The 20,033-nt window shown below is 61.6% G+C and carries 18 protein-coding genes and 2 riboswitches; of the genes, 12 read left to right on the forward strand and 6 right to left on the reverse strand.

Annotated elements, in window-relative coordinates; translation table 11 throughout:
* The first annotated feature begins 43 nt into the window (after positions 1-43).
* The 10 genes from AWB74_RS32460 (at position 44) to AWB74_RS32505 (ending at position 9,610) form a co-directional block, all read left to right on the forward strand.
* The gene (locus tag AWB74_RS32460; RefSeq protein ID WP_061150713.1) at positions 44-994 is read left to right on the forward strand and encodes a branched-chain amino acid ABC transporter permease; all 951 of its coding nucleotides are present in this window, start codon (positions 44-46) and stop codon (positions 992-994) included.
* Positions 995-1,011: 17 nt separating this feature from the next.
* Positions 1,012-2,181 carry an ABC transporter permease subunit gene (locus tag AWB74_RS32465; RefSeq protein WP_061150714.1) on the forward strand — a complete coding sequence of 390 codons (1,170 nt, stop codon included), beginning with the start codon at positions 1,012-1,014 and terminating at the stop codon, positions 2,179-2,181.
* An 18-nt stretch (positions 2,182-2,199) separates the two neighbouring features.
* Positions 2,200-2,976, forward strand: coding sequence for an ABC transporter ATP-binding protein (locus AWB74_RS32470; RefSeq protein ID WP_061150715.1), 777 nt, complete (start codon positions 2,200-2,202; stop codon positions 2,974-2,976).
* Positions 2,976-3,692 (forward strand): ABC transporter ATP-binding protein, encoded by a 717-nt coding sequence (locus AWB74_RS32475; RefSeq protein ID WP_061150716.1) that lies wholly within the window; start codon positions 2,976-2,978, stop codon positions 3,690-3,692. Before AWB74_RS32470 ends, AWB74_RS32475 begins: the two co-directional genes overlap by 1 nt.
* 26 nt (positions 3,693-3,718) lie before the next feature.
* Positions 3,719-4,468: an electron transfer flavoprotein subunit beta/FixA family protein gene (locus tag AWB74_RS32480; RefSeq protein WP_061150717.1), complete on the forward strand. Its 750-nt coding sequence runs from the start codon at positions 3,719-3,721 to the stop codon at positions 4,466-4,468.
* Between the two features lie 2 nt (positions 4,469-4,470).
* Positions 4,471-5,403, forward strand: a complete 933-nt coding sequence (locus tag AWB74_RS32485; RefSeq protein WP_061150718.1) for an electron transfer flavoprotein subunit alpha/FixB family protein — start codon at positions 4,471-4,473, stop codon at positions 5,401-5,403.
* A 79-nt stretch (positions 5,404-5,482) separates the two neighbouring features.
* The gene (locus tag AWB74_RS32490; protein WP_061150719.1) at positions 5,483-6,265 is read left to right on the forward strand and encodes a class II aldolase/adducin family protein; all 783 of its coding nucleotides are present in this window, start codon (positions 5,483-5,485) and stop codon (positions 6,263-6,265) included.
* A gap of 13 nt (positions 6,266-6,278) precedes the next feature.
* Entirely contained in the window at positions 6,279-6,884 is a 606-nt protein-coding gene (locus AWB74_RS46540; RefSeq protein WP_160110339.1) for a hypothetical protein, read from the forward strand.
* 112 nt (positions 6,885-6,996) lie between these two features.
* A complete protein-coding gene (locus AWB74_RS32500) occupies positions 6,997-8,403 on the forward strand; it encodes an amino acid permease (protein WP_061150721.1) in 1,407 nt (468 codons plus the stop codon).
* Positions 8,404-8,440: 37 nt separating this feature from the next.
* Positions 8,441-9,610: a branched-chain amino acid ABC transporter substrate-binding protein gene (locus tag AWB74_RS32505; protein ID WP_061150722.1), complete on the forward strand. Its 1,170-nt coding sequence runs from the start codon at positions 8,441-8,443 to the stop codon at positions 9,608-9,610.
* Between the two features lie 140 nt (positions 9,611-9,750).
* On the opposite strand, the gene betA is transcribed toward AWB74_RS32505, so the two are convergent.
* The 4 genes from betA to speB form a co-directional block, all read right to left on the reverse strand.
* Complete coding sequence (gene betA / locus AWB74_RS32510; protein ID WP_061150723.1) at positions 9,751-11,442, reverse strand: choline dehydrogenase; 1,692 nt, start codon at positions 11,440-11,442, stop codon at positions 9,751-9,753.
* Positions 11,443-11,489: 47 nt separating this feature from the next.
* Entirely contained in the window at positions 11,490-13,019 is a 1,530-nt protein-coding gene (locus AWB74_RS32515; RefSeq protein WP_061150724.1) for a purine-cytosine permease family protein, read from the reverse strand.
* A 46-nt stretch (positions 13,020-13,065) separates the two neighbouring features.
* A complete protein-coding gene (locus tag AWB74_RS32520) occupies positions 13,066-14,574 on the reverse strand; it encodes an aldehyde dehydrogenase family protein (RefSeq protein WP_061150725.1) in 1,509 nt (502 codons plus the stop codon).
* 80 nt (positions 14,575-14,654) lie between these two features.
* Positions 14,655-15,629, reverse strand: coding sequence for an agmatinase (gene speB, locus AWB74_RS32525; RefSeq protein WP_061150755.1), 975 nt, complete (start codon positions 15,627-15,629; stop codon positions 14,655-14,657).
* Between the two features lie 149 nt (positions 15,630-15,778).
* Here speB and AWB74_RS32530 point away from each other — a divergent pair, with 149 nt between their 5' ends.
* Both AWB74_RS32530 and AWB74_RS32535 read left to right on the forward strand, forming a co-directional pair.
* Positions 15,779-16,705: a LysR family transcriptional regulator gene (locus AWB74_RS32530; RefSeq protein ID WP_061150726.1), complete on the forward strand. Its 927-nt coding sequence runs from the start codon at positions 15,779-15,781 to the stop codon at positions 16,703-16,705.
* A 99-nt stretch (positions 16,706-16,804) separates the two neighbouring features.
* A riboswitch (glycine riboswitch) is annotated at positions 16,805-16,896 on the forward strand.
* Positions 16,897-16,899: 3 nt separating this feature from the next.
* A riboswitch (glycine riboswitch) is annotated at positions 16,900-17,004 on the forward strand.
* 68 nt (positions 17,005-17,072) lie between these two features.
* Positions 17,073-18,326, forward strand: coding sequence for a D-amino acid dehydrogenase (locus AWB74_RS32535; protein WP_061150727.1), 1,254 nt, complete (start codon positions 17,073-17,075; stop codon positions 18,324-18,326).
* Between the two features lie 79 nt (positions 18,327-18,405).
* Here the strand turns inward: AWB74_RS32535 and AWB74_RS32540 are convergent, their stop codons facing one another.
* Positions 18,406-19,041, reverse strand: a complete 636-nt coding sequence (locus AWB74_RS32540; protein ID WP_143749361.1) for a hypothetical protein — start codon at positions 19,039-19,041, stop codon at positions 18,406-18,408.
* Positions 19,042-19,169: 128 nt separating this feature from the next.
* Positions 19,170-19,955, reverse strand: a complete 786-nt coding sequence (locus AWB74_RS32545; RefSeq protein WP_061150729.1) for a DNA-binding transcriptional regulator — start codon at positions 19,953-19,955, stop codon at positions 19,170-19,172.
* Positions 19,956-20,033: the final 78 nt, after the last annotated feature.

Below are 20,033 nucleotides of genomic sequence, written 5' to 3' on the forward strand. Positions count from 1 at the left end.
ATGGCTTAACAGCTCTCGAAGCCGGGAGCGTCATGGAGTGCCAGTGGATATCTTTATTCAACAGATTCTGAATGGCTTGGTGCTGGGCAGTGTCTACGCGATCATCGCCCTGGGGTACACGATGGTGTACGGCATCCTGGGGATCATCAACTTCGCGCACGGCGATGTGCTGATGGTCGGCGCGCTGGTCGCGCTGTCGACGATCTCGGTGTTGCAGAACCACTTTCCGGGGCTGGGCAATGTGCTCACGCTCGCGATTGCGCTGGTCGTTGCGGCCGTCGTCTGCGCGATCGTGGGCTACACGATCGAACGCGTCGCGTACCGTCCGCTGCGCAAGGCGCCGCGTCTCGCGCCGCTGATCACGGCCATCGGCGTATCCATCCTGCTGCAGACCCTCGCGATGATGATCTGGTCGCGCAATCCGCTCGCCTTTCCGCAACTGCTCCCGACCGATCCGCTCAACGTCATTGCGCCCACCGACACGACGCCCGGCGCCGTGATCTCCATGACGGAAATCGTGATCATGGCGGTGGCCTTCCTGGTGATGGGCGGCCTGCTGTTGCTCGTCCATAAAACCAAGCTCGGCCGCGCGATGCGCGCCATCGCCGAGAACCCGGCCAACGCTTCCCTGATGGGCGTGAACCCCAACTTCGTCATCTCTGCCACGTTCATGATCGGATCTGCGCTGGCCGCGCTTGCGGGCGTGATGATCGCGTCCGAATACGGCAATGCGCACTTCTATATGGGCTTCATTCCGGGCCTGAAAGCCTTCACCGCGGCGGTGCTCGGCGGTATCGGAAATCTTGCGGGCGCAATGGTCGGCGGCGTCCTGCTGGGTCTCATCGAGCAGCTTGGAGCCGGGTACATCGGCGCGCTGACGGGCGGCGTGTTCGGCAGCAACTATCAAGACGTGTTCGCATTCGTCGTGCTCATCGGTGTCCTGGTGTTTCGACCGTCAGGCCTCCTCGGCGAGCGTGTCGCCGACCGCGCTTAACGAGGGAGACAAAAGACATGACTTCGATTCAACGTATCGAGCCATCCACGACGCTGGTACCCGAGCGAGGCGCGGCTCATCGGATTGCAGTCGTCGTCGCAACGACCGTGCTGGTCGCAGCCGCACCGATGATCATCGGCGCGGTCGGCGGAAACTACTGGGTCCGCGTGCTCGACTTCGCGATGCTCTACGTGATGCTCGCGCTCGGTCTGAACGTGGTGGTGGGATTCGCCGGCCTGCTGGACCTCGGGTATATCGCGTTCTACGCGGTTGGCGCATACACGGCGGGGCTTCTCTCGTCTCCCCATCTGGCCAGCCAGTTCGAATGGATCGCTCATCTCGCACCGGGCGGCCTTCATATTCCGTTCGTCATCATCGCGCCGCTTGCGATGGCCGTTGCCGCGTTGTTCGGCATCCTGCTGGGTGCGCCGACGCTGCGTCTTCGCGGCGATTACCTTGCGATCGTGACCCTCGGATTCGGCGAGATCGTGCGGATCTTCATGAATAACCTCGATCGTCCGCTGAACATCACGAACGGTCCGAAAGGGATCAACGGCATCGATCCGGTTCACGTCGGCGGCTACAGCCTCGCGCAGACGCACACGTTGTTCGGTGTGCAGTTTCCATCGGTATATCTCTACTACTACGCATTCGTGCTGTGCGCGTTGCTCGTGATCTGGGTGTGCACGCGATTGCAGCACTGCCGGATCGGTCGCGCATGGGCGGCGATTCGCGAAGATGAGATCGCAGCGAAAGCGATGGGGATCAACACGCGAAACGTCAAGCTGCTCGCCTTCGCGATGGGTGCGTCGTTCGGCGGACTGTCGGGCGCGATGTTCGGCGCATTCCAGGGCTTCGTATCGCCGGAGTCGTTCACGCTGCAAGAGTCGATCGTCGTGCTCGCCTGCGTGGTGCTCGGCGGCATGGGCCATATTCCGGGCGTCATTCTCGGGGCCGTGTTGTTGGCAATCCTTCCCGAAGCCCTGCGCACGACCATGGGTCCGCTGCAGCATGCGCTCTTCGGGCACGAGATCGTCGATACCGAAGTCATCCGCCAACTGGTCTACGCACTTGCAATGGTGCTGATCATGCTCTATCGCCAGGAAGGCCTGTGGCCCGCGCCGAAACACGAGGACAAGATCGCGAAGGTGGCGAGGCGCAACGCGAAGAAGCTGGCTCAATCCTGATCGACGGGAGCATTGAACATGAGTGAAAAGATGATTCGGCTGTCCGTCAAGGGAGCCACCAAACGTTTCGGCGGATTGCAGGCGCTCTCGGATGTAGGTCTGGAAATCGAAGAGGGCACGATCTACGGCTTGATCGGACCGAACGGCGCTGGAAAAACGACGTTCTTCAACGTGATAACGGGTCTTTATACGCCCGACTCGGGCGTCTTCAAGCTCGACGGGCAAGACTACAAGCCAACGGCGGTCTATCAAGTGGCTCAGGCGGGAATCGCGCGGACGTTCCAGAACATTCGTCTCTTCGGCGGCATGACGGCGCTGGAAAACGTGATGGTCGGCCGACACGTTCGAACCAAACACGGGCTGATCGGCGCGGTTTTTCAGACACCCGCCGAGCGACGCGAAGAGCGCGAGATCAAGGACCGAGCGCTCGAATTGCTCGATTACGTCGGCGTTCTCCAATACGCGGATTACACGTCGCGGAATCTGTCGTACGGGCATCAACGACGGTTGGAGATCGCGCGGGCACTCGCCACCGATCCGAAGGTTCTGGCGCTCGACGAGCCGGCAGCGGGCATGAATGCGACCGAGAAGGTCGAACTGACCAAGCTTCTCGACAAGATTCGAAGCGACGGAAAAACGATTCTGCTGATCGAGCACGATGTGAAGCTCGTCATGGGTCTATGCAACCGCATGACCGTACTGGATTACGGAAAGGTCATCGCCGAAGGGTTTCCACAGGATGTTCAGAAGGACCCGAAAGTCATCGAAGCCTATCTTGGCGCGGGAGTGCACTGATGCCGACTTGCATGCTGAAAATCAAGGGCCTTCAGGTCAACTACGGCGGCATCCAGGCGGTGAAGGGCGTCGATCTGGAGATCGGGCAGGGCGAACTCGTGACCCTCATCGGCGCCAACGGTGCGGGCAAGACCACGACGATGAAAGCCATCACGGGGCTCAAACCGTATTCGGCTGGCGATATCGAGTATCTGGGCGAGTCGATCAAGGGCGTGCCGTCGCACGAGTTGTTGAAGCGCGGACTCGCGATGGTGCCGGAGGGCAGAGGCATTTTTGCGCGCATGACGATCGTCGAGAACATGCAGATGGGCGCGTACCTTCGCAACGACAACGACGGCATCAAGGCCGACGTCGATCGGATGTTCGGCTTTTTTCCGCGCCTGAAGGAACGCGCGACGCAACTCGCCGGGACGCTCTCCGGCGGCGAACAGCAAATGCTTGCGATGGCGCGGGCCATCATCAGCAAGCCACGGCTGCTGTTGCTCGATGAACCGTCGATGGGCCTGTCGCCCATCATGGTCGAAAAGATCTTCGAGGTAGTCCGTGAGATTTCTGCCGAGGGCATCACTGTGATGCTGGTTGAACAGAACGCCCGGTTGGCGCTCCAGGCCGCCAATCGAGGATACGTGATGGATTCCGGGATGGTCACGATGTCTGGCGACGCCAAACAGATGCTGGACGATCCAAAGGTTAGAGCAGCCTACTTGGGCGAATGACAAATCAGGTAATGCAGAGGACAGCAATGAAGATCTTGGTGCCAGTGAAGCGCGTGGTGGACTACAACGTGAAGGTCCGCGTGAAGTCGGATAACACGGGTGTCGATATTAGTAACGTGAAGATGTCGATGAATCCGTTTGACGAGATCGCGGTTGAAGAAGCGGTGCGCCTGAAAGAAGCGGGCGTCGCGACCGAAGTGATCGCTGTGTCGTGCGGTGTGACGCAATGTCAGGAGACGTTGCGTACGGCTTTAGCGATTGGCGCGGATCGCGCAGTGCTGGTGGAAACGGATGCGGAGTTGCAGCCGCTCGCCGTGGCCAAACTGCTCAAAGCATTGGTCGATCAGGAAAAGCCCGAGTTGGTCATTCTCGGCAAGCAGGCCATCGATGACGATTCGAATCAGACCGGTCAGATGCTTGCTGCGCTGGCGGGTCTGCCGCAGGCGACGTTCGCATCGAAGGTCGTGATCGCCGACGGTAAAGCCACGGTCTCGCGCGAAGTCGATGGCGGTGCGGAAACGCTGTCTCTCAAGTTGCCCGCAGTCGTGACGACGGACCTGCGCCTGAACGAGCCGCGCTACGTGACGCTGCCGAACATCATGAAGGCGAAGAAGAAGCCGCTGACCACGGTGAAGCCTGCGGACCTGGGCGTCGATGTCACGCCGCGTCTGAAGACGTTGAAAGTCACCGAGCCGCCGAAGCGCAGTGCGGGCGTCATGGTGCCGGACGTGAAGACGCTGGTCGAGAAACTGAAGAACGAAGCGAAGGTGATCTGATCATGACGAGTCTCATCATTGCGGAACACGATAACGCCTCGATCAAGGCAGCGACGCTGAATACGGTTGCGGCGGCTGCGAAGATTGGCGGCGATGTTCACGTGCTTGTTGCAGGTTCGAACGCGCAAGGCGCGGCGAATGCTGCGGCGAAGATCGCCGGCGTGGCGAAAGTGCTGCTCGCCGATGCGCCCCAACTCGCCGATGGCCTCGCGGAAAACATCGAAGGCACGGTGCTGAATATCGCGAAGGATTACTCGCACATTCTGGCTCCGGCGACGGCTTACGGTAAGAACATCGCGCCGCGCATTGCAGCGCATCTCGATGTCGCGCAGATCAGCGATATCACCGCCGTCGATAGCGCCGATACATTCGAGCGCCCGATCTACGCGGGCAATGCAATCGCGATCGTGCAGTCGATCGATCCGATCAAGGTCATCACCGTGCGCTCGACGGGTTTCGATCCGGTCGCGGCTGAAGGCGGTAACGCGCAAATAGAAAAAATCGAAGCCGCCGCCGACGCGGGCATCTCGCAGTTCGTGAGCCGCGAAGTGACGAAGCTCGATCGTCCGGAACTGACGAGCGCGAAGATCATCGTTTCGGGCGGCCGTGGCCTGGGCAGCGGCGAGAACTACACGAAGACGCTGGAGCCGCTGGCCGACAAGCTGGGCGCAGCGCTCGGCGCATCGCGCGCGGCAGTCGATGCCGGCTACGTGCCGAACGATTTTCAAGTCGGGCAGACCGGCAAGATCGTCGCGCCGCAGTTGTATGTCGCGGTCGGCATCTCTGGCGCGATTCAACACCTCGCGGGTATGAAAGACAGCAAGGTCATCGTCGCGATCAACAAGGATTCCGAAGCACCGATCTTCGGCGTAGCCGATTACGGCCTCGTCGGTGACTTATTCGAGGTCATACCTGCACTCGTTTCCGCCTTGTAGCCGGGTCGTGAAGGCCCCCTTCAAAAAGCAATTCAACTCCTGACACGTTGAACCCGATCATCACGGAGAAATTCAAAACATGATTTCCACGACCGACCCGCACATCAACCGCAAACCCCGGAATATTTCGCAAGAGGAATGGGACACCCGTGTGCAACTCGCTGCGGCATACCGCCTGGCCGCCAAGTTCGAGCTGACCGACCTGATTTACACGCACATTTCCGCGCGCGTGCCGGGTACGCAGGACCAGTTCCTCATCAACCCGCATGGCTGGTTCTTCGATGAAATCACTGCGTCGTCGCTGGTCAAGATCGACGTGAATGGCAAACCGATCGGCGACGATCGTTTCGAAGTCAACGCCGCGGGCTTCACCATCCACAGTGCGCTGCATCAGGCTCGACACGACGTCGAATGCGTGGTTCATCTGCACACGACCTACGGCATGGCCGTAGCTGCAATGGAATGCGGGCTTCTGCCGCTGAATCAGATCAGCATGCAGTTCTATAACCGTGTCGCGTACCACGAGTACGAGGGCATCTCGCTCGAACTGGACGAGCGCGAACGGATCGTGAAGTCGATCGGCAAGAAGGAATATCTGATCCTGCGCAACCACGGCTTGCTGACCACCGGGCGCTCGGTTGCGGAAGCATTCACGCGGATGTACTACCTGAACAAGGCGTGTGAAATCCAGGTGGCGACGCTTTCCGCTGGTCAGAAGGTGACTATTCCTTCGCCCGAAGTTTGCGAACACGCGGCCAAGCAGCACGATGACTACGCCTATCTGGACACGGTTCACCTCGACCGCGAATGGACTGCGTTGCTTCGCCTTCTCGATCGCGATGGCGGCGGGTATCGCGCCTGAGTAACGGCACGCGATGAGCACGGGGAAAGCCTTTCGGCCTTTCCCTCGAAAGCGTAGCGCAGGCGTTTGCAGAGCCATATTCAATCCCATGCTGACGTATAAGTTCATTTCGCCGCGCGGCGCGGTCCTGTCGAGGTTGCGGATTCCGTTTGCTCTCACCTGGCGTGCTGAAAGAGGCTCCCTTCGCGTTCAGAAGTCCGACACCGAAAGGATGTTCGGGCAGCGAGGATCGTTTTTCGTGCCGATGGAGGAATTGTTCGACAGTCACATCCTTCCGGATGCTTATGGTTCGGCTGTCGGGCAACTGGTGATCGCTACCGACCCCGCTCATTCGGATTCCGGTTGTGAGCCCGACTGGGATTCGCTGCGCTCGGCCTACATTCGCGGCTCAAGAGGGTTCGGACTCGCGCTCGCGCAGCGCATGTTCACGCATCCGTGGTTCGAGTGGGATCTGCGGTTCGTCGCAACGCAATTGGCAACGACCTCAAAGGATTTGCAGGCAACGCTCTTTCGCGATGCCTACAGCTACGAGTCAGCGCTACGCAGATGCCGGCGATTGCACGGCATGCTGGAGCGCGGACATTCAGGATGCTTCTTCACGAGAGTTGCCGAGCCTTGAGCTTCGCGACGTGCCAAAGCTATCCATATCAAGACTTGAGAGAAGACACATGCATGAAACCCCTCCACGAATCGGACGAGGCAGTTCGACATCGAACGCCGGAAGCGCCGAGATGGCAGCTTTCGGTCTCGGCGCACCGTCGACCGAGCGCCACGAGAACCGCGCTGATTCGGAAGGCAAGCTTTCCAGCGGTCTGAAACAGCGGCACGTGGTCATGCTTTCCATCGGCGGAAGCATCGGTGCCGGGCTGTTCGTCGGCTCGGGACAGGCGATCTCGGAGGCCGGTCCTGCGGCTGTCATCGCCTATGTGCTGGCGAGTCTGCTCGTCGTGCTGGTGATGCGGATGCTTGGCGAAATGGCCTGCGCGATGCCGGACTCCGGGACGTTCTCGACTTATGCGGGGCGCGCGTACGGCCCTTGGGCCGGTTTCATGATCGGCTGGATGTACTGGTGGTACTGGGTGCTTGTTCTTCCGCTGGAAGCGACCGCAGCGGCGAACATCCTGAACGGCTGGTTTCCGGAAATCGAAGTCTGGAAGTTCTGTCTGGCGGTTACCACGATCCTGACCATCGCGAACCTCGCCAGCGTGAAGCATTACGGCGAGCTGGAATTCTGGTTTGCGCTGATCAAAGTCGTGGCCATTGTCGTGTTCATCGGCTGCGGCGTGATTGCCATCGCCGGTCTGATTCCTTCCGTCCACGTCAATGTCTCGTCCAACGTCTTCGGGCACGGAGGCTTCGCACCGAAAGGCTTGGCGCCCATTGCAGGCGCGATGCTCACGACGATGTTCACGTTCCTCGGCACCGAAGTCGTGACCATCGCGGCGGCCGAATCCGAAAATCCCGCCAAAGAAATATCGCGAGCGATCACGTCGGTCGTATGGAGAATTTCGCTTTTCTATATCGGCTCGATCGTCGTCATTCTCGCGATCATTCCCTGGAATGACGAGTCGCTCATCAAGGTCGGCTCTTATCAGGCGGTCCTCGGCGCATTGCACGTGCCGTACGCGAAGCTCATCATTGGCGCGCTGATTCTGGTCGCCGTATGCAGTTGCCTGAACTCGGGCATCTACACGGCCTCACGGATGATCTTTTCTCTGGCCGAGCGGAAACAGGCGCCCGCTTTTCTCAAGCAGACGAGCCGCGCCGGCGTACCCGTGCCCGCGATCGTCGCATCGACTATGGCTGCCTTCGCCGGCTGCGCCGCGAACTATCTCGCTCCAGCCTACGTTTTTCAGGCATTGCTTTCCACGACGGGGTCAATGGCGCTGCTGGTCTATCTGGTGATCGCATCGACGCAATTGAGATTGCGCCCCAGGCTCGAGGCGGCAGGGGAGCTGAAAGTCCGGATGTGGCTGCATCCATTTCTCGGTGTGCTTGTCGTGACGCTCATAGCCGGCGCCTTGATCGTGATGATTTGGACGCCTGAACATAGAACGGAAGTCACTTCGACGCTTGGGGCCAGCGCCGGCCTGGCAGTCGTTGGACTGATCAGGCAACGTTGGCGGAAAGTCCGCTAGCGGCATTTTTTATCGCTTCTTATCCGGAGATCGAATCATGAATGTGCGTTCAATGAAGAGCATCTGTATGGCGGCGACTGCCGTCGCTGTCGCCATGACGTACGCGTCCGCGGCGCGAGCGGACGATGTCGTGATCGGCTTTGCGGCCCCATTGACAGGCGGTTCCGCGCACTACGGCGTGGACCTGAAGCGCGGGGTGGAACTCGCGATAGAAGACGCGAACGCGAAGAAGCTGATCATCGGCGGAAAGCCGGCGCACTTCGCGCTGGACGCGGAAGACGATCAGGGCGATCCGAGAATGGGCTCGCAAGTGGCGCAGAAGCTGGTGGACTCCAAAGTCGCGGGGATCGTCGGCCACTTCAATTCGGGAACCAGCATTCCAGCGTCGCGCATCTATTACAACGCCGGCATTCCGATGGTTTCGCCGACAGCGACGAATCCGACGCTGACGTCACAAGGCTTCAAGACGGTATTTCGCGTGACCAACTCCGATGCGCAGATGGGCCAGCTCGCAGGTCAGTCGGCGGTGCAGACGCTCAAGGGAAAGCGCATTGCCGTGCTCGACGATCGAACGGCATTCGGGCAAGGCATGGCCGATGAATTCGTCAAGGGTGTGCAGGCAGCCGGAGGCAAGATTGCCGATCGCGAATACACCACCGATAAAGCAGTGGATTTCAAGGCGCAACTCACCACCATCAAGTCGATCAATCCGGATGTGATCTTCTGGGGCGGGCTCGATCAGCAGGCAGGCATGCTGATCAAGCAAATGAGGCAGCTTGGAATGAAGGCTACGCTTCTCGGCGGCGGAAGCTTCGAGAACGAAAACTTCCTCAAGGTCGCTGGGGATAGCGCTGAAGGCGCCGTTTCGTGGGACTACGGGGTGCCGATCTCCAAACTGAAGGCGGGCAAAGAGTTCGACAGCCGAATGAAGGCGAAATACAACGAAGGCGTCGTGGCCTATGCGCCTTCGGCCTACGATGCGACCTGGGTGCTCATCCATGCGATGCAGCAGGCGAAATCGACCGATCCGAAGGTTTACGGACCGCTCGTGAAGAACGTCTCCTTCGAAGGCATCTCCGGCAACATCGCGTTTGCGAGTAATGGAGACATGAAGGACCCTGCAGCGACGTTCTACAAGGTCGTCGGCGGAAAGTGGGTGCCGCAGGCAATTGCGGTGGGAGACAAAGTCGAACCCGTTTCGAATTGATGTAGAGCGCGATTCCAGCACTCGAAAATCCAGGCGAATTCAGCGCGAAGTTCGCCTGGACCGGCTTCTGAGGCAACGCATCGCCCTACGTGCATCGACGGTCGATGAGTCCGCGTTCATGGTGGCCGAAGCGGTCCGGCTCACACATGACCGACCGTGCGCTTGGGCGGATGCGTGCGTTGGCGCGTTTCCCAACCTTCCGCGAGTCCCACGTGCGCGTGCGAAGGTGCGAGGGTCGGGTTTCCCTTGACCAGGTCGGCGGCACGCTCGGCCAGCATGATCGTGGGCGCGTTCAGATTGCCGTTCGGCTCGGTCGGAAAGACGGACGAGTCGATCACGCGCAACCCGTCCATGCCACGCACGCGCAGTTCGGAATCGACGACTGCCATCGCATCTTCGCCCATCCGGCACGAGCCGCAGGGGTGCATGGTGCTTTCGAGGTTCGCCCGCACGAAGGCGTCGATCTCGGCGTCGGTCCGGACGTTCGGCCCCGGCGCGAGTTCGACATCGCGAAACGGGTCCATTGCCGGCTGCGCGATGATTTCCCGCGTAAGGCGCACGCAACGCCGGAATCCCTCCCGGTCTTCCTCGCGTTCGAGGTAGTTGAAGCGAATCTCGGGGTGCACATAAGGGTCGGCGGCGTTCAGGCGCACGTAACCGCGGCTCTTCGGCTTGTTGGGTCCGGTGAGCACCATGAAGCCATGTCCCTTGAGCGGCTTGTCGCCGTCATAGCGCATGGCGGCAGGCAGGAAGTGGAACTGGATGTCCGGCCAGCGCAGACCCGCTTCCGAGCGAATGAAGCCGCCGGCTTCGAAATGGTTGCTGGCGCCGAGCCCATCCTTGAAGAGCAGCCAGCGCAGCCCGATCATGAACTTGCTGAACGGGTCCATCCTGCTGTTGAGCGAGACCGGCTGCTTGCACGCGTACTGAATGTAGATTTCGGCGTGATCCTGCAGACTCTCTCCGACGCCCGGCAGATCGTGCCGCACCTCGACGCCTGCGCGGCGCAACACCTCCGCCGGTCCGATCCCCGAGCGTTGAAGCAGATGAGGCGAGCCGATCGGTCCCGATGAAATCAGCACTTCGGCGCGGCACCGCGCGGTATGGCTCACGCCACCCTGATCGTAGACGACGCCGACCGCGCGCTTGCCTTCGACCAGCACCCGGCGTGTCATCGCATTGGTCACGACATGCAGATTGGGACGCGTCATCGCCGGACGAAGATAGGCATTGGCGGTGGACCAGCGCACGCCGTCCTTGACGGTCATGTGCATCGCGCCGAACCCTTCCTGCATGTGGCCGTTGCAATCGTCCGTCTTGATGTAGCCCGCCTGCGCGCCCGCTTCGATCCATGCGCCGTACAGCGGATTGCGCATGTTGTTGCCATTGTTCGTCGACAAGGGTCCGTCCTCGCCGCGGTACTCGTCGCCGCCGAACTTGTAGCTCTCGGCGCGCCGGAAATACGGCAGGCAGTTCGCATAGCCCCAGCCGCGGGCGCCCAGCGATTCCCATTCGTCGAAATCGTATGCATGGCCGCGAATGTACACGAGGCCGTTGATCGACGACGACCCGCCGAGCACCTTGCCGCGCGGACAATGCAACCGGCGTCCGTCGAGATGAGGTTCCGGCGCGGTTTCGTACTTCCAGTTGTACTTCTTCGTGTTCATCGGCATCGAGAACGCGCTCGGCATCTGGATGATGATGCTGCGATCGCTGCCGCCGTACTCCAGCACGAGCACGCGTACCGAAGGGTCTTCGGTGAGGCGGTTGGCCAGCACGCATCCGGCCGAACCCGCGCCGACGATGATGTAATCGTATTGATCGGTGGACATGGCTTTTTCCTGTTTCTCAATCTCTCAATCGGTGATGACGGGTCGCATCAGAAGCGCTTGTCGCCGGTCGTGTACTGCGGCAGGGTCTTTTCGATGTGGTGGATGACCGCCTCTTCCTTTCTCATGTCGAGCGAGCGCGCGAGCACGAAGTACGCGATTCCCGAAACGATCAGACCGACCAGCCATGCGAGATCGACACCGCCGATCAGCCGTGCAAGCGGACCGACGTAGACTTCGTCCTGGCCATCGAAGATGCAGAAGAACGGGATCATCGCGGCGAAGCCGATCACATATGAAATCAGCCCACGCGCGCCCCACGCGCCGTACACGCTGCCGTGCGGCATGAAGAAATGCGGGATCGCATAGCGGCCCTTGCGGACGAAGAAATAGTCGGTGAGGTTGACCGCCGTCCACGGCACGAGAAAATAGAGCATCACGACGAGATAGATGTTCAGCACCGACAGTCCCTTGCCCGACGTGTAGATGCTCAGTGCGACGCCGAGTTGCAGGCACACGACGAAGAGCACCGCGACGATGCGCGTCCTCGCTGTCGGACGGATCTTCCTGAACGAATCGACTCCGGTGATGGCCGTCAGCTTCGCGCTATAGATGTTCATCGCGATGACCGGCAGGAACGCGAGAATCGTGACGCCGACGATCACGCTGCCGAGACCCGGCGCGAGATCGCTGCCGACCTGATTCAGCGCGACGAGCACATCGCTCGCATGCAGGTGATCGGCGAGCCAGCCACCGACCGCGATCATCCACGCACCCGACAGCGACGCCCCCACGAACACGGCTGCAATGAGCTTGCCGCCCGGCGTGTTTTTCGGCAGATAGCGCGAGTAGTCCGAAACATAAGGCGCATAGGCGATGTTGTAGCTGGCGGCCGCCGCGAACTGAGCGATGAAACCCGTCCAGTTGAAGCCAAGCGGCGCGGGCGGGTTCGACCCTGCGGCGGCTGCCGGCAGCGGGATGTCATGAACCCAGTGCATCAGCACCGCGATAGTGACGAGCCCGTACAGCGGGAGGGACAAATACAGCGCCCATTTGAAGCTGCGGTGCATCCAGTCGTGCCCGAGCACTGCGAGTATCGACGCGGGCACGGTCACCATGAGCGCGATCCTGACCGGGTCCCAGCCGAACAGTGTCTTGAGGCCTTGCATCATCAATACGAGATTGACGATATTGAAGCCCGCGAAGACGAACAGCGTCGCGAACAGCACCAGAATCACGCCGCGATAGCCGAACTGCGCGCGCGACTGGATCATCTGCGGCAAGCCGAGATGCGGACCCTGCGAGCCATGAAACGCCATGAACAGCGTGCCGAACATGATGCCGAGCGTACCGGCGACCGTCGTCCACCACGATGTGAGACCGACACTCGGCCCGACGAAGCCGATCGTCATCGTGAAGAAGGTGAAGTTGCCGAGGAACCAGAAAGGTCCCTGGCGCGAGAGCCGGTCGGTTCGTTCGTGCTCCGGAATGAAGTCGATCGAATGACCTTCGATCGCTCCGTGCTCGCTCGCCGCCGCCGGGTTTGCGCCGGCGTTCGCGGCGCTTTCGTATGATTTCATCGCGTACCTCGATCAGTAAGCTGATGCCGTGAGAGGGGACAGACGCTCAGTGCAAGGTGATCCAGACGGCCTTCGTCTCCGTCAGATGATCGAGCTGTTCCATCCCGAGGTCCTTGCCGAAGCCCGATTCCTTGAAGCCGCCGAACGGCATCGCCGGGTCGATCGTGCTATGCGCGTTCACGTAGACGCTGCCCGCGCGCAATTGCGGGACCAGCGTATGGATCCGATTCACGTCGTTCGAATAGATGGCCGCGGCGAGGCCATAGGGCGAGTCGTTCGCGAGTTGCACGGCTTCGTCGATCGCGTCGAAGGGCGATGTCACGAGAACGGGGCCGAAGATCTCTTCGCGGACGATCTTCATCGAGTTGCTGCAATGGGCGAAGATCGCGGGCTCGACGAAATATCCGGTGTCTTCCCGTCTGCGTCCGCCGTAGACGAGCTCGGCTCCTTCGCGGCGTCCCGTGTCGATATACGAGGTCACGCGTTCCTTCTGCAGCGCCGACACCAGCGGCCCGATGAAGCAGTCGGGATCGAGGCCCGGAGCGATCTTCAACGTGCGCGTGTAGTCGATGAGCGCGGCGAGAAAGCGCTCGTGGATCTTGCGCTGGACATACACGCGGGTGCCGGCGTCGCACACCTGGCCCGAGTTGAAGAACATGCCGTTCGCGACGGCGCGCGCGGCGGCGTCGACGTCCGCGTCATCGAGCACGAGCACCGGCGACTTGCCGCCCAGCTCCAGCGTCACGCGGCGGATATCGTGCACGGCCGCCTGCCCGACGTTGCGCCCCACGTCGGTCGAGCCGGTGAACGTGAGCTTGTCGATGCCCGGATGACGCGCGAGCGCCGCGCCGATCACGCCGCCACGTCCCGTCACGACATTGACGACGCCTTCGGGAATGCCGGCCTCCTGCACCAGCTCGGCAAAGCGCAGTGTCGACAGCGACGTGAGTTCGGCCGGCTTGATCACGGCCGTACAGCCCACCGCGAGGGCGGCCGCGAGCTTCCACGCCATCGTCTGCAGCGGAAAATTCCACGGCACGATGATGCCGACCACGCCGACTGGCTCCTTGCGCGTGTAGGCGACATAGTTACCCGGCAGCGAAGGCTCGACGGTGCGCCCGTGCAGCTTCGATGCCCAGCCGGCGAAGTAGCGGAACGTGTCGATGGTGCCTTGCACGTCGACGTCGCGCGCCTGCGCGGCAGACTTGCCCATGTCGATCGATTCGATTTCTGCGATCTCGGTCGCGTTGGCTTCGATCAGGTCCGCGAGCCGATGCAGCAGGCGCTCCCGTTCCAGGGGTTTGAGCTTGCGCCACGGGCCGCCATCGAACTGCGTGCGCGCAGCGCGAACCGCGCGATCGAGGTCCTCGGCCGTGGCGAGCGGAATCTGCGTGATCACGCCGGTGGTCGACGGCTCGATGACATCGAGCGTCTCTCCCGCGCCGCCCGTCACCCACGCGCCGCCGATATACATTTTCTGCGGCTTGTTCAAAAAGCGCGTCGTGGCTTCCTGAACGCCGAAGCGCTCCAGATAGTTACGGACAATGGTATCCAACGTCGTCTCCTGATTGTCCGGGGCTTCGTGATGTCGAGCCCCGTGAATGTCGGTATGAACCGTTCGGCTGCAGCGCGTAGTCAGCGTCTGTTTTTGCTGCGCTCGTGAAAGATGAAGCCGATCGAATTCATCAGCAGTTGAGCGGCGAGAATCGGCGTGACGCCGGCGGGGTCGTAGGCGGGCGCGACTTCCACGAGGTCCATTCCTACGATGTTTCCGCGGCTGCGCCGGGCCAGCGCCTGGATGATCTCGAGCACCTCGTAGTACAGGAAACCGCCGTGGCTCGGCGTGCCCGTGCCGGGCGCGATGGAAGGGTCGAAGCCGTCGATGTCGATGGTTATATAGTAGGACGCGCCTTCCGGAATCCGCGCGAGCACGCCTTCCGTGCCGAGCCGGCGCACGTCACGCACCGACAGGATCTCCGAGCCGGCCCGGCGCGCCGCGTCGTAGTCGTCACGGTTCGACGACGACACGTTGCGAATGCCGAGCTGCGTCATGCCGACGATATGCTCCATCTCGGACGCGCGCCGCAGCGGATTTCCGTGCCCGTAACGCACGCCATGACGCTCGTCGACGAAGTCCAGATGCGCGTCGAAATGGACGATGTGAATCGGACCCTTGCCCTCGAACGCCTTGATCACCGGCGCGTGAATCGAATGGTCGCCGCCGAGCGTGACGGGCATCGCGCCACACGCGAGGATCTTGCGCACCGCGAGTTCGATGTTCGCGTTGCTGCTTGCCATGTCGGTGTGCACGATGTCGGCGTCGCCCACGTCGACCATGCGCAACTGGTCGCGGCTCAGATACAGCACATCGTCTTCGTGGTCGTAGGCGCCGGCGTGACCGAACGAAAACAGTGTCGACGCTTCGCGGATGCTGCGTGGCCCGAAGCGTGCGCCGGAGCGCCATTGCGTGCCCATGTCGTTCGGCGCGCCGAGGATCGCCACGTCGGCGTCGATCCGGTTCCAGTCGAGGCACACGGGCGACTTCGCGAACGTGCAATGGCCGACGAACGGCAAGTTGAGCCGTCCGGATTCATAGCTGTTGCTCTGCATCTGCATCTCCTGTTCTGTCAAGATGGACCGCAGGTCGAGCCTGCGTGCTGTTTGAGAAACTATGAACAGGAATGACGGGCGTAAAAATCACGAGTATCGGATGTTCACATCGGATTATCCGAAGCAACGACGAAGGGAGGCGGAACCCGATGACCCAGTTGCAGGACGTGGATCTCAAGCTGCTGCGCGTCTTCATGGCCGTGGTGCGATGCGGCGGCTTCTCGGCCGCACAGGCGAGCCTGAACGTGAGTCAGTCGACGATCAGCGAACAGATGACGACGCTCGAGACCCGTCTCGGGCTCAAGCTCTGCGAGCGGGGCCGGGGCGGCTTCCGGCTGACCGAGCACGGCATCGCGACCTACGAAGCGGCGCAGCGGCTGCAAATCGCCGTCGAAGCGTTTTGCATGGATACCGATGCGCTGAAAAAGCACGTCTCGGGCAGGCTCTACCTCGGGACCATCGACAATACGGTTTCCGACACGACCTCGCCGCTGCCGCATGCGTTGCAGAAGTTCGTGTCGCGCGGACACGATGTGCACGTCGACATCTATGTCGGCTCGCCCGCGGAACTCGAGGAACGCGTGCTCGACGGGCGGCTCCATGTAGCTATCGGCCACTTTCCGATTCACGTGCCGGGCCTGAGATACGACGAGCTTTACGTCGAGCCGGACGGGCTCTATTGCGCCAGGGGCAACCCGCTCTATGCGCGAGCGTTCGACGCCGACGTCTCCTCTGAAGCGATCGCCGAGAGCCGGATCGTCGCGCGCGGCTACTTCCAGCAGCACGATCTGCGGATATTGAGCGCGAGCAAGGCGGCCGCCACCGTCGACAATGTCGAGGCGCAGGCCATCCTCATTCTGTCGGGCGCGTACGTGGGATTTCTGCCCAATCATTACGCCACCGGCTGGGTCCAGAGTGGCGACATGCGCAGGATCTGCGCCGGGCGCTTCGGCGGCGACTGGCCGTTCTGTGCGATCACGCGGCGAGGGGCGTCGATGCCTTCGATCCTGAAGGTGTTCATGGCGGATCTGCAGGCGTGTCACGATGCGTTGCGCGCCCCTTCGCCCCAGAGTTGACCCGAGCTGCCTGCGCGCTTCGCGACGAGGCGCGCGGACCGTCTGTCGCAAAAATCGCTTGCGCGCGGCAATTCGGAACGCTATCTTGCCTGTGTTCTCGAATGCAGCGCGGGAGAGACCGTCAAGCTCACGACGGCGCCGACGGAGCAACCGCCCCGGAAACTCTCAGGCCCAAGGACCGCGCTGCAGGAACGATCTGGAGAGAGGCGCGCTGCGCCCACCGAAGGGGATTTCCCGCCAGTACGCCGCACGCAAGCGGCGGCCAGGCAGGATCGAAACTCTCAGGTACATGGACAGATGGGGCAGGAGCCGGAATGGACGCATGTTGCGTCTATCGGCACATGCTCAACGCAATCTGGACCATGTCATGTCAAGAATCGCCATCATCGGCGCCGGCATCACCGGCGTCACGACCGCTTACGCCCTCGCTCGCCGCGGCTTCGATGTCACCGTCTTCGAACGTCATCGCTATGCGGCGATGGAAACCTCCTTTGCGAACGGCGGTCAGTTATCCGTCAGCAACGCGGAGGTCTGGAATCACGCGGCAACGGTCGTCAAGGGGCTGCGATGGATGCTCACGCGCGATGCGCCGCTGCTGCTGAACCCGTCGCCTTCCTGGCACAAGTATTCGTGGATGGGCGAGTTCCTCCGTCAGATCGGGAACTACCGCGCGAACACCATCGAGACCGTGCGCCTCGCGCTTGCCGCGCGCAGTCATCTTTACGCGATCGCGGAGCGCGAGCAGATCGACTTCGATCTCGAGCGTCGCGGCATCTTGCATGTCTATCGAAGCCGCAAGGATTACGACAGCGCCGCGAAGGTCAACGAGTTGCTGCGCGAAGGCGGCCTTGAACGACATGCCGTCGATGGCAGCGAAATCGGCAGGATCGAGCCGGCCTTGCATGGCGAGTTTCATGGCGGCTTCTTTACGCCGTCGGATGCGACCGGCGATATCCACAAGTTCACGCGCGGGCTCGCGCAAGCCTGTGTGAAGCAAGGTGTCACGTTCAGCTACGACACGGAGATCGTATCGATCGATCAGACGCCCGACGGGCGCTTCGACATCCGGACGCATCATGCCGAAGGCGCGCACGCGAGCGGGTTCGATCGCATCGTCGTGTGTGCGGGTGTGAGAAGCCGCGAATTTGCGCGGATGCTCGGCGACCATGTGAACGTGTATCCCGTGAAGGGCTATTCGATCACGGTATGCCTCGACGACGAGACGAGCCGGCGGGCAGCCCCGTGGGTGAGCCTGCTCGACGACAAGGCGAAGATCGTGACGAGCCGACTCGGGGCAGACAGGTTTCGCGTCGCCGGGACAGCGGAGATCAACGGCTTCAATCGCGATATACGGGCCGATCGCATCACGCCGCTCATCGCGTGGACGCGTGAGTTGTTCCCGGAGATCTCCACGGCGCGCGTGATTTCCTGGACCGGCCTGCGTCCGATGATGCCGAGCATGCTGCCTCGCGTCGGCCAGGGCAAGCGGGCCGGCGTCTACTACAACACGGGACACGGGCATCTCGGATGGACGCTGTCCGCAGCGACCGCGGAGTCGATCGCGGATGCAATCCTGCTCGACTCGGCTTCCTGCACCGCGGGGCTGCGTCACGCCGCATGAGGCGACTCGCGCGCTGAAACAGGCCCGCGATACCGGGCAGACAGGGACAAGCCCGTGCGGCTTGTCCTCTTTCATGGCTTCAGGTCGGTTGAAAGATCGTCAATGTGGCGGGACCGCTCACGCTCATCAGGCCAGTGCTGCTGCACGCCTTGAGATAGTCGCTTTCGCCTGGACTGGCCAGCAGGAAGACGCTCACGGCCCTTTGGTTTTTGAATAGTCCGTCGGAGATATTCCCCAGTAAAGTGACGAATGTTTCGCCGTCAACCGAGGTCCGCCTCGAGGAATAGCTGAAGGTACTCGTCTGTCCGTTCGACCAGTTGATGACTTGAGTGCCGGGTCCCTCCGCGAGAGGGGTATCGCAGGAAACCTTACGCTGAACCTGTGAATCGACGGTTGCAGAAGTGATTCCAGGCGCTCCACGAACCATGCAAGAACTGAAGCTCGACAGGATCGTCAGGAGCATATCCTGAGGGGTGTCTTTCAATGGCGCACCATAGACGACGATGTCCGTTCCCGATCCGACGGCGGGTGTTCCCGAGCAGATCACAGACTGTGCGTGGGCTCGCGTGCACACGCCGACGAGACCGGTTAGCGATATCGTCAGCATGACGAAGGTTTTTAAAGCCGTGCGACATACGGAACTTGGGCGCACCTGCGGTTCCATGAAGCGAATGTCGATTCGGAACATATCGAGCAGTCGGGCGATGCTGACCATGATGGCCTCCAAAAAACGGATCAAGGAAGCGCATGGGACGCGCTGCCTGCACGACAGCACTGTGAACCGGATCAATTAGACCCGGATTAGCATGAAGTCAGTCGATAGCCAGACCGCAACCCGTCGCGCTATTTTTCCTTCAGCGCCGCGACGATCTCCGCCGCCGCTTCCTGCAACGGCGGCACGTATCGGCGCACCGCATCCGCGAGACTCACCGCGCGCGACAGGAACACCACGTTCAAGCTCGCGTACACGCGTTCCTCGTCCTTGACGGCCACCGCCACCGCGCCGATCTTCGCCTGCGCGGTCCAGTCGCCGTAATTCGTCCCGAAGCCATCTTCACGCACGCGCCGCGTCAGGCTGCGCACGAGCGCGTCGTTGCGCGCGAGCGCCTGCTGCTCCTCGCCGCCCGAACCCGAACGCAGCAGTTCGAGAATGTCCTCGCGCTCCTCGTCGGGGCACATCGCGAAGTAGGCGCGGCCCGCCGCCGTCAGAAGCATCGGCAGACGCCGTCCGACCATCGCGCGATGAAACGACAACTGGCTGAAGCGATGCGTCGTCTCGCGGATGATCATCGCGTCGCCGTCGGGCGTCGTGAGGTCGGAGGGCCAGGCGACGCGCTGCAAAAGCTGTCCCATGATCGGCGGCGCGACGGTCGCGACGCGCTCCGTATCCGTGAAACCCTCGCTCAATGAACGCACCGCGAGCGTGAGGCGAAAGCTGTCGTCGGACGCGCTCCGCCGCACGAAGCCTTCTTCCATCAGCGTTTCGAGCAGACGTCGCACCGTCGTGCGATGCAGGCCGGTGAGTTCCGCGATCTGCTGGCTCGTCGCGCGTCCGCCCTCCATGACGTTGAGCGCGCGGAGCACCTGAAGGCCGCGCGCGAGTCCGCGCACGTTCGTGTAAGTCGTCACGAAAAAATCCCTTTTGAATCAGTCGTGTGCATTCTATGCACAAATCAGAGATTTTGTTGAGCGGGGTTTTCGCGGCCC

The sequence above is a fragment of the Caballeronia arvi genome (assembly GCF_001544695.2).
In the GTDB taxonomy this organism is placed as follows: Bacteria; Pseudomonadota; Gammaproteobacteria; order Burkholderiales; family Burkholderiaceae; genus Caballeronia; species Caballeronia arvi.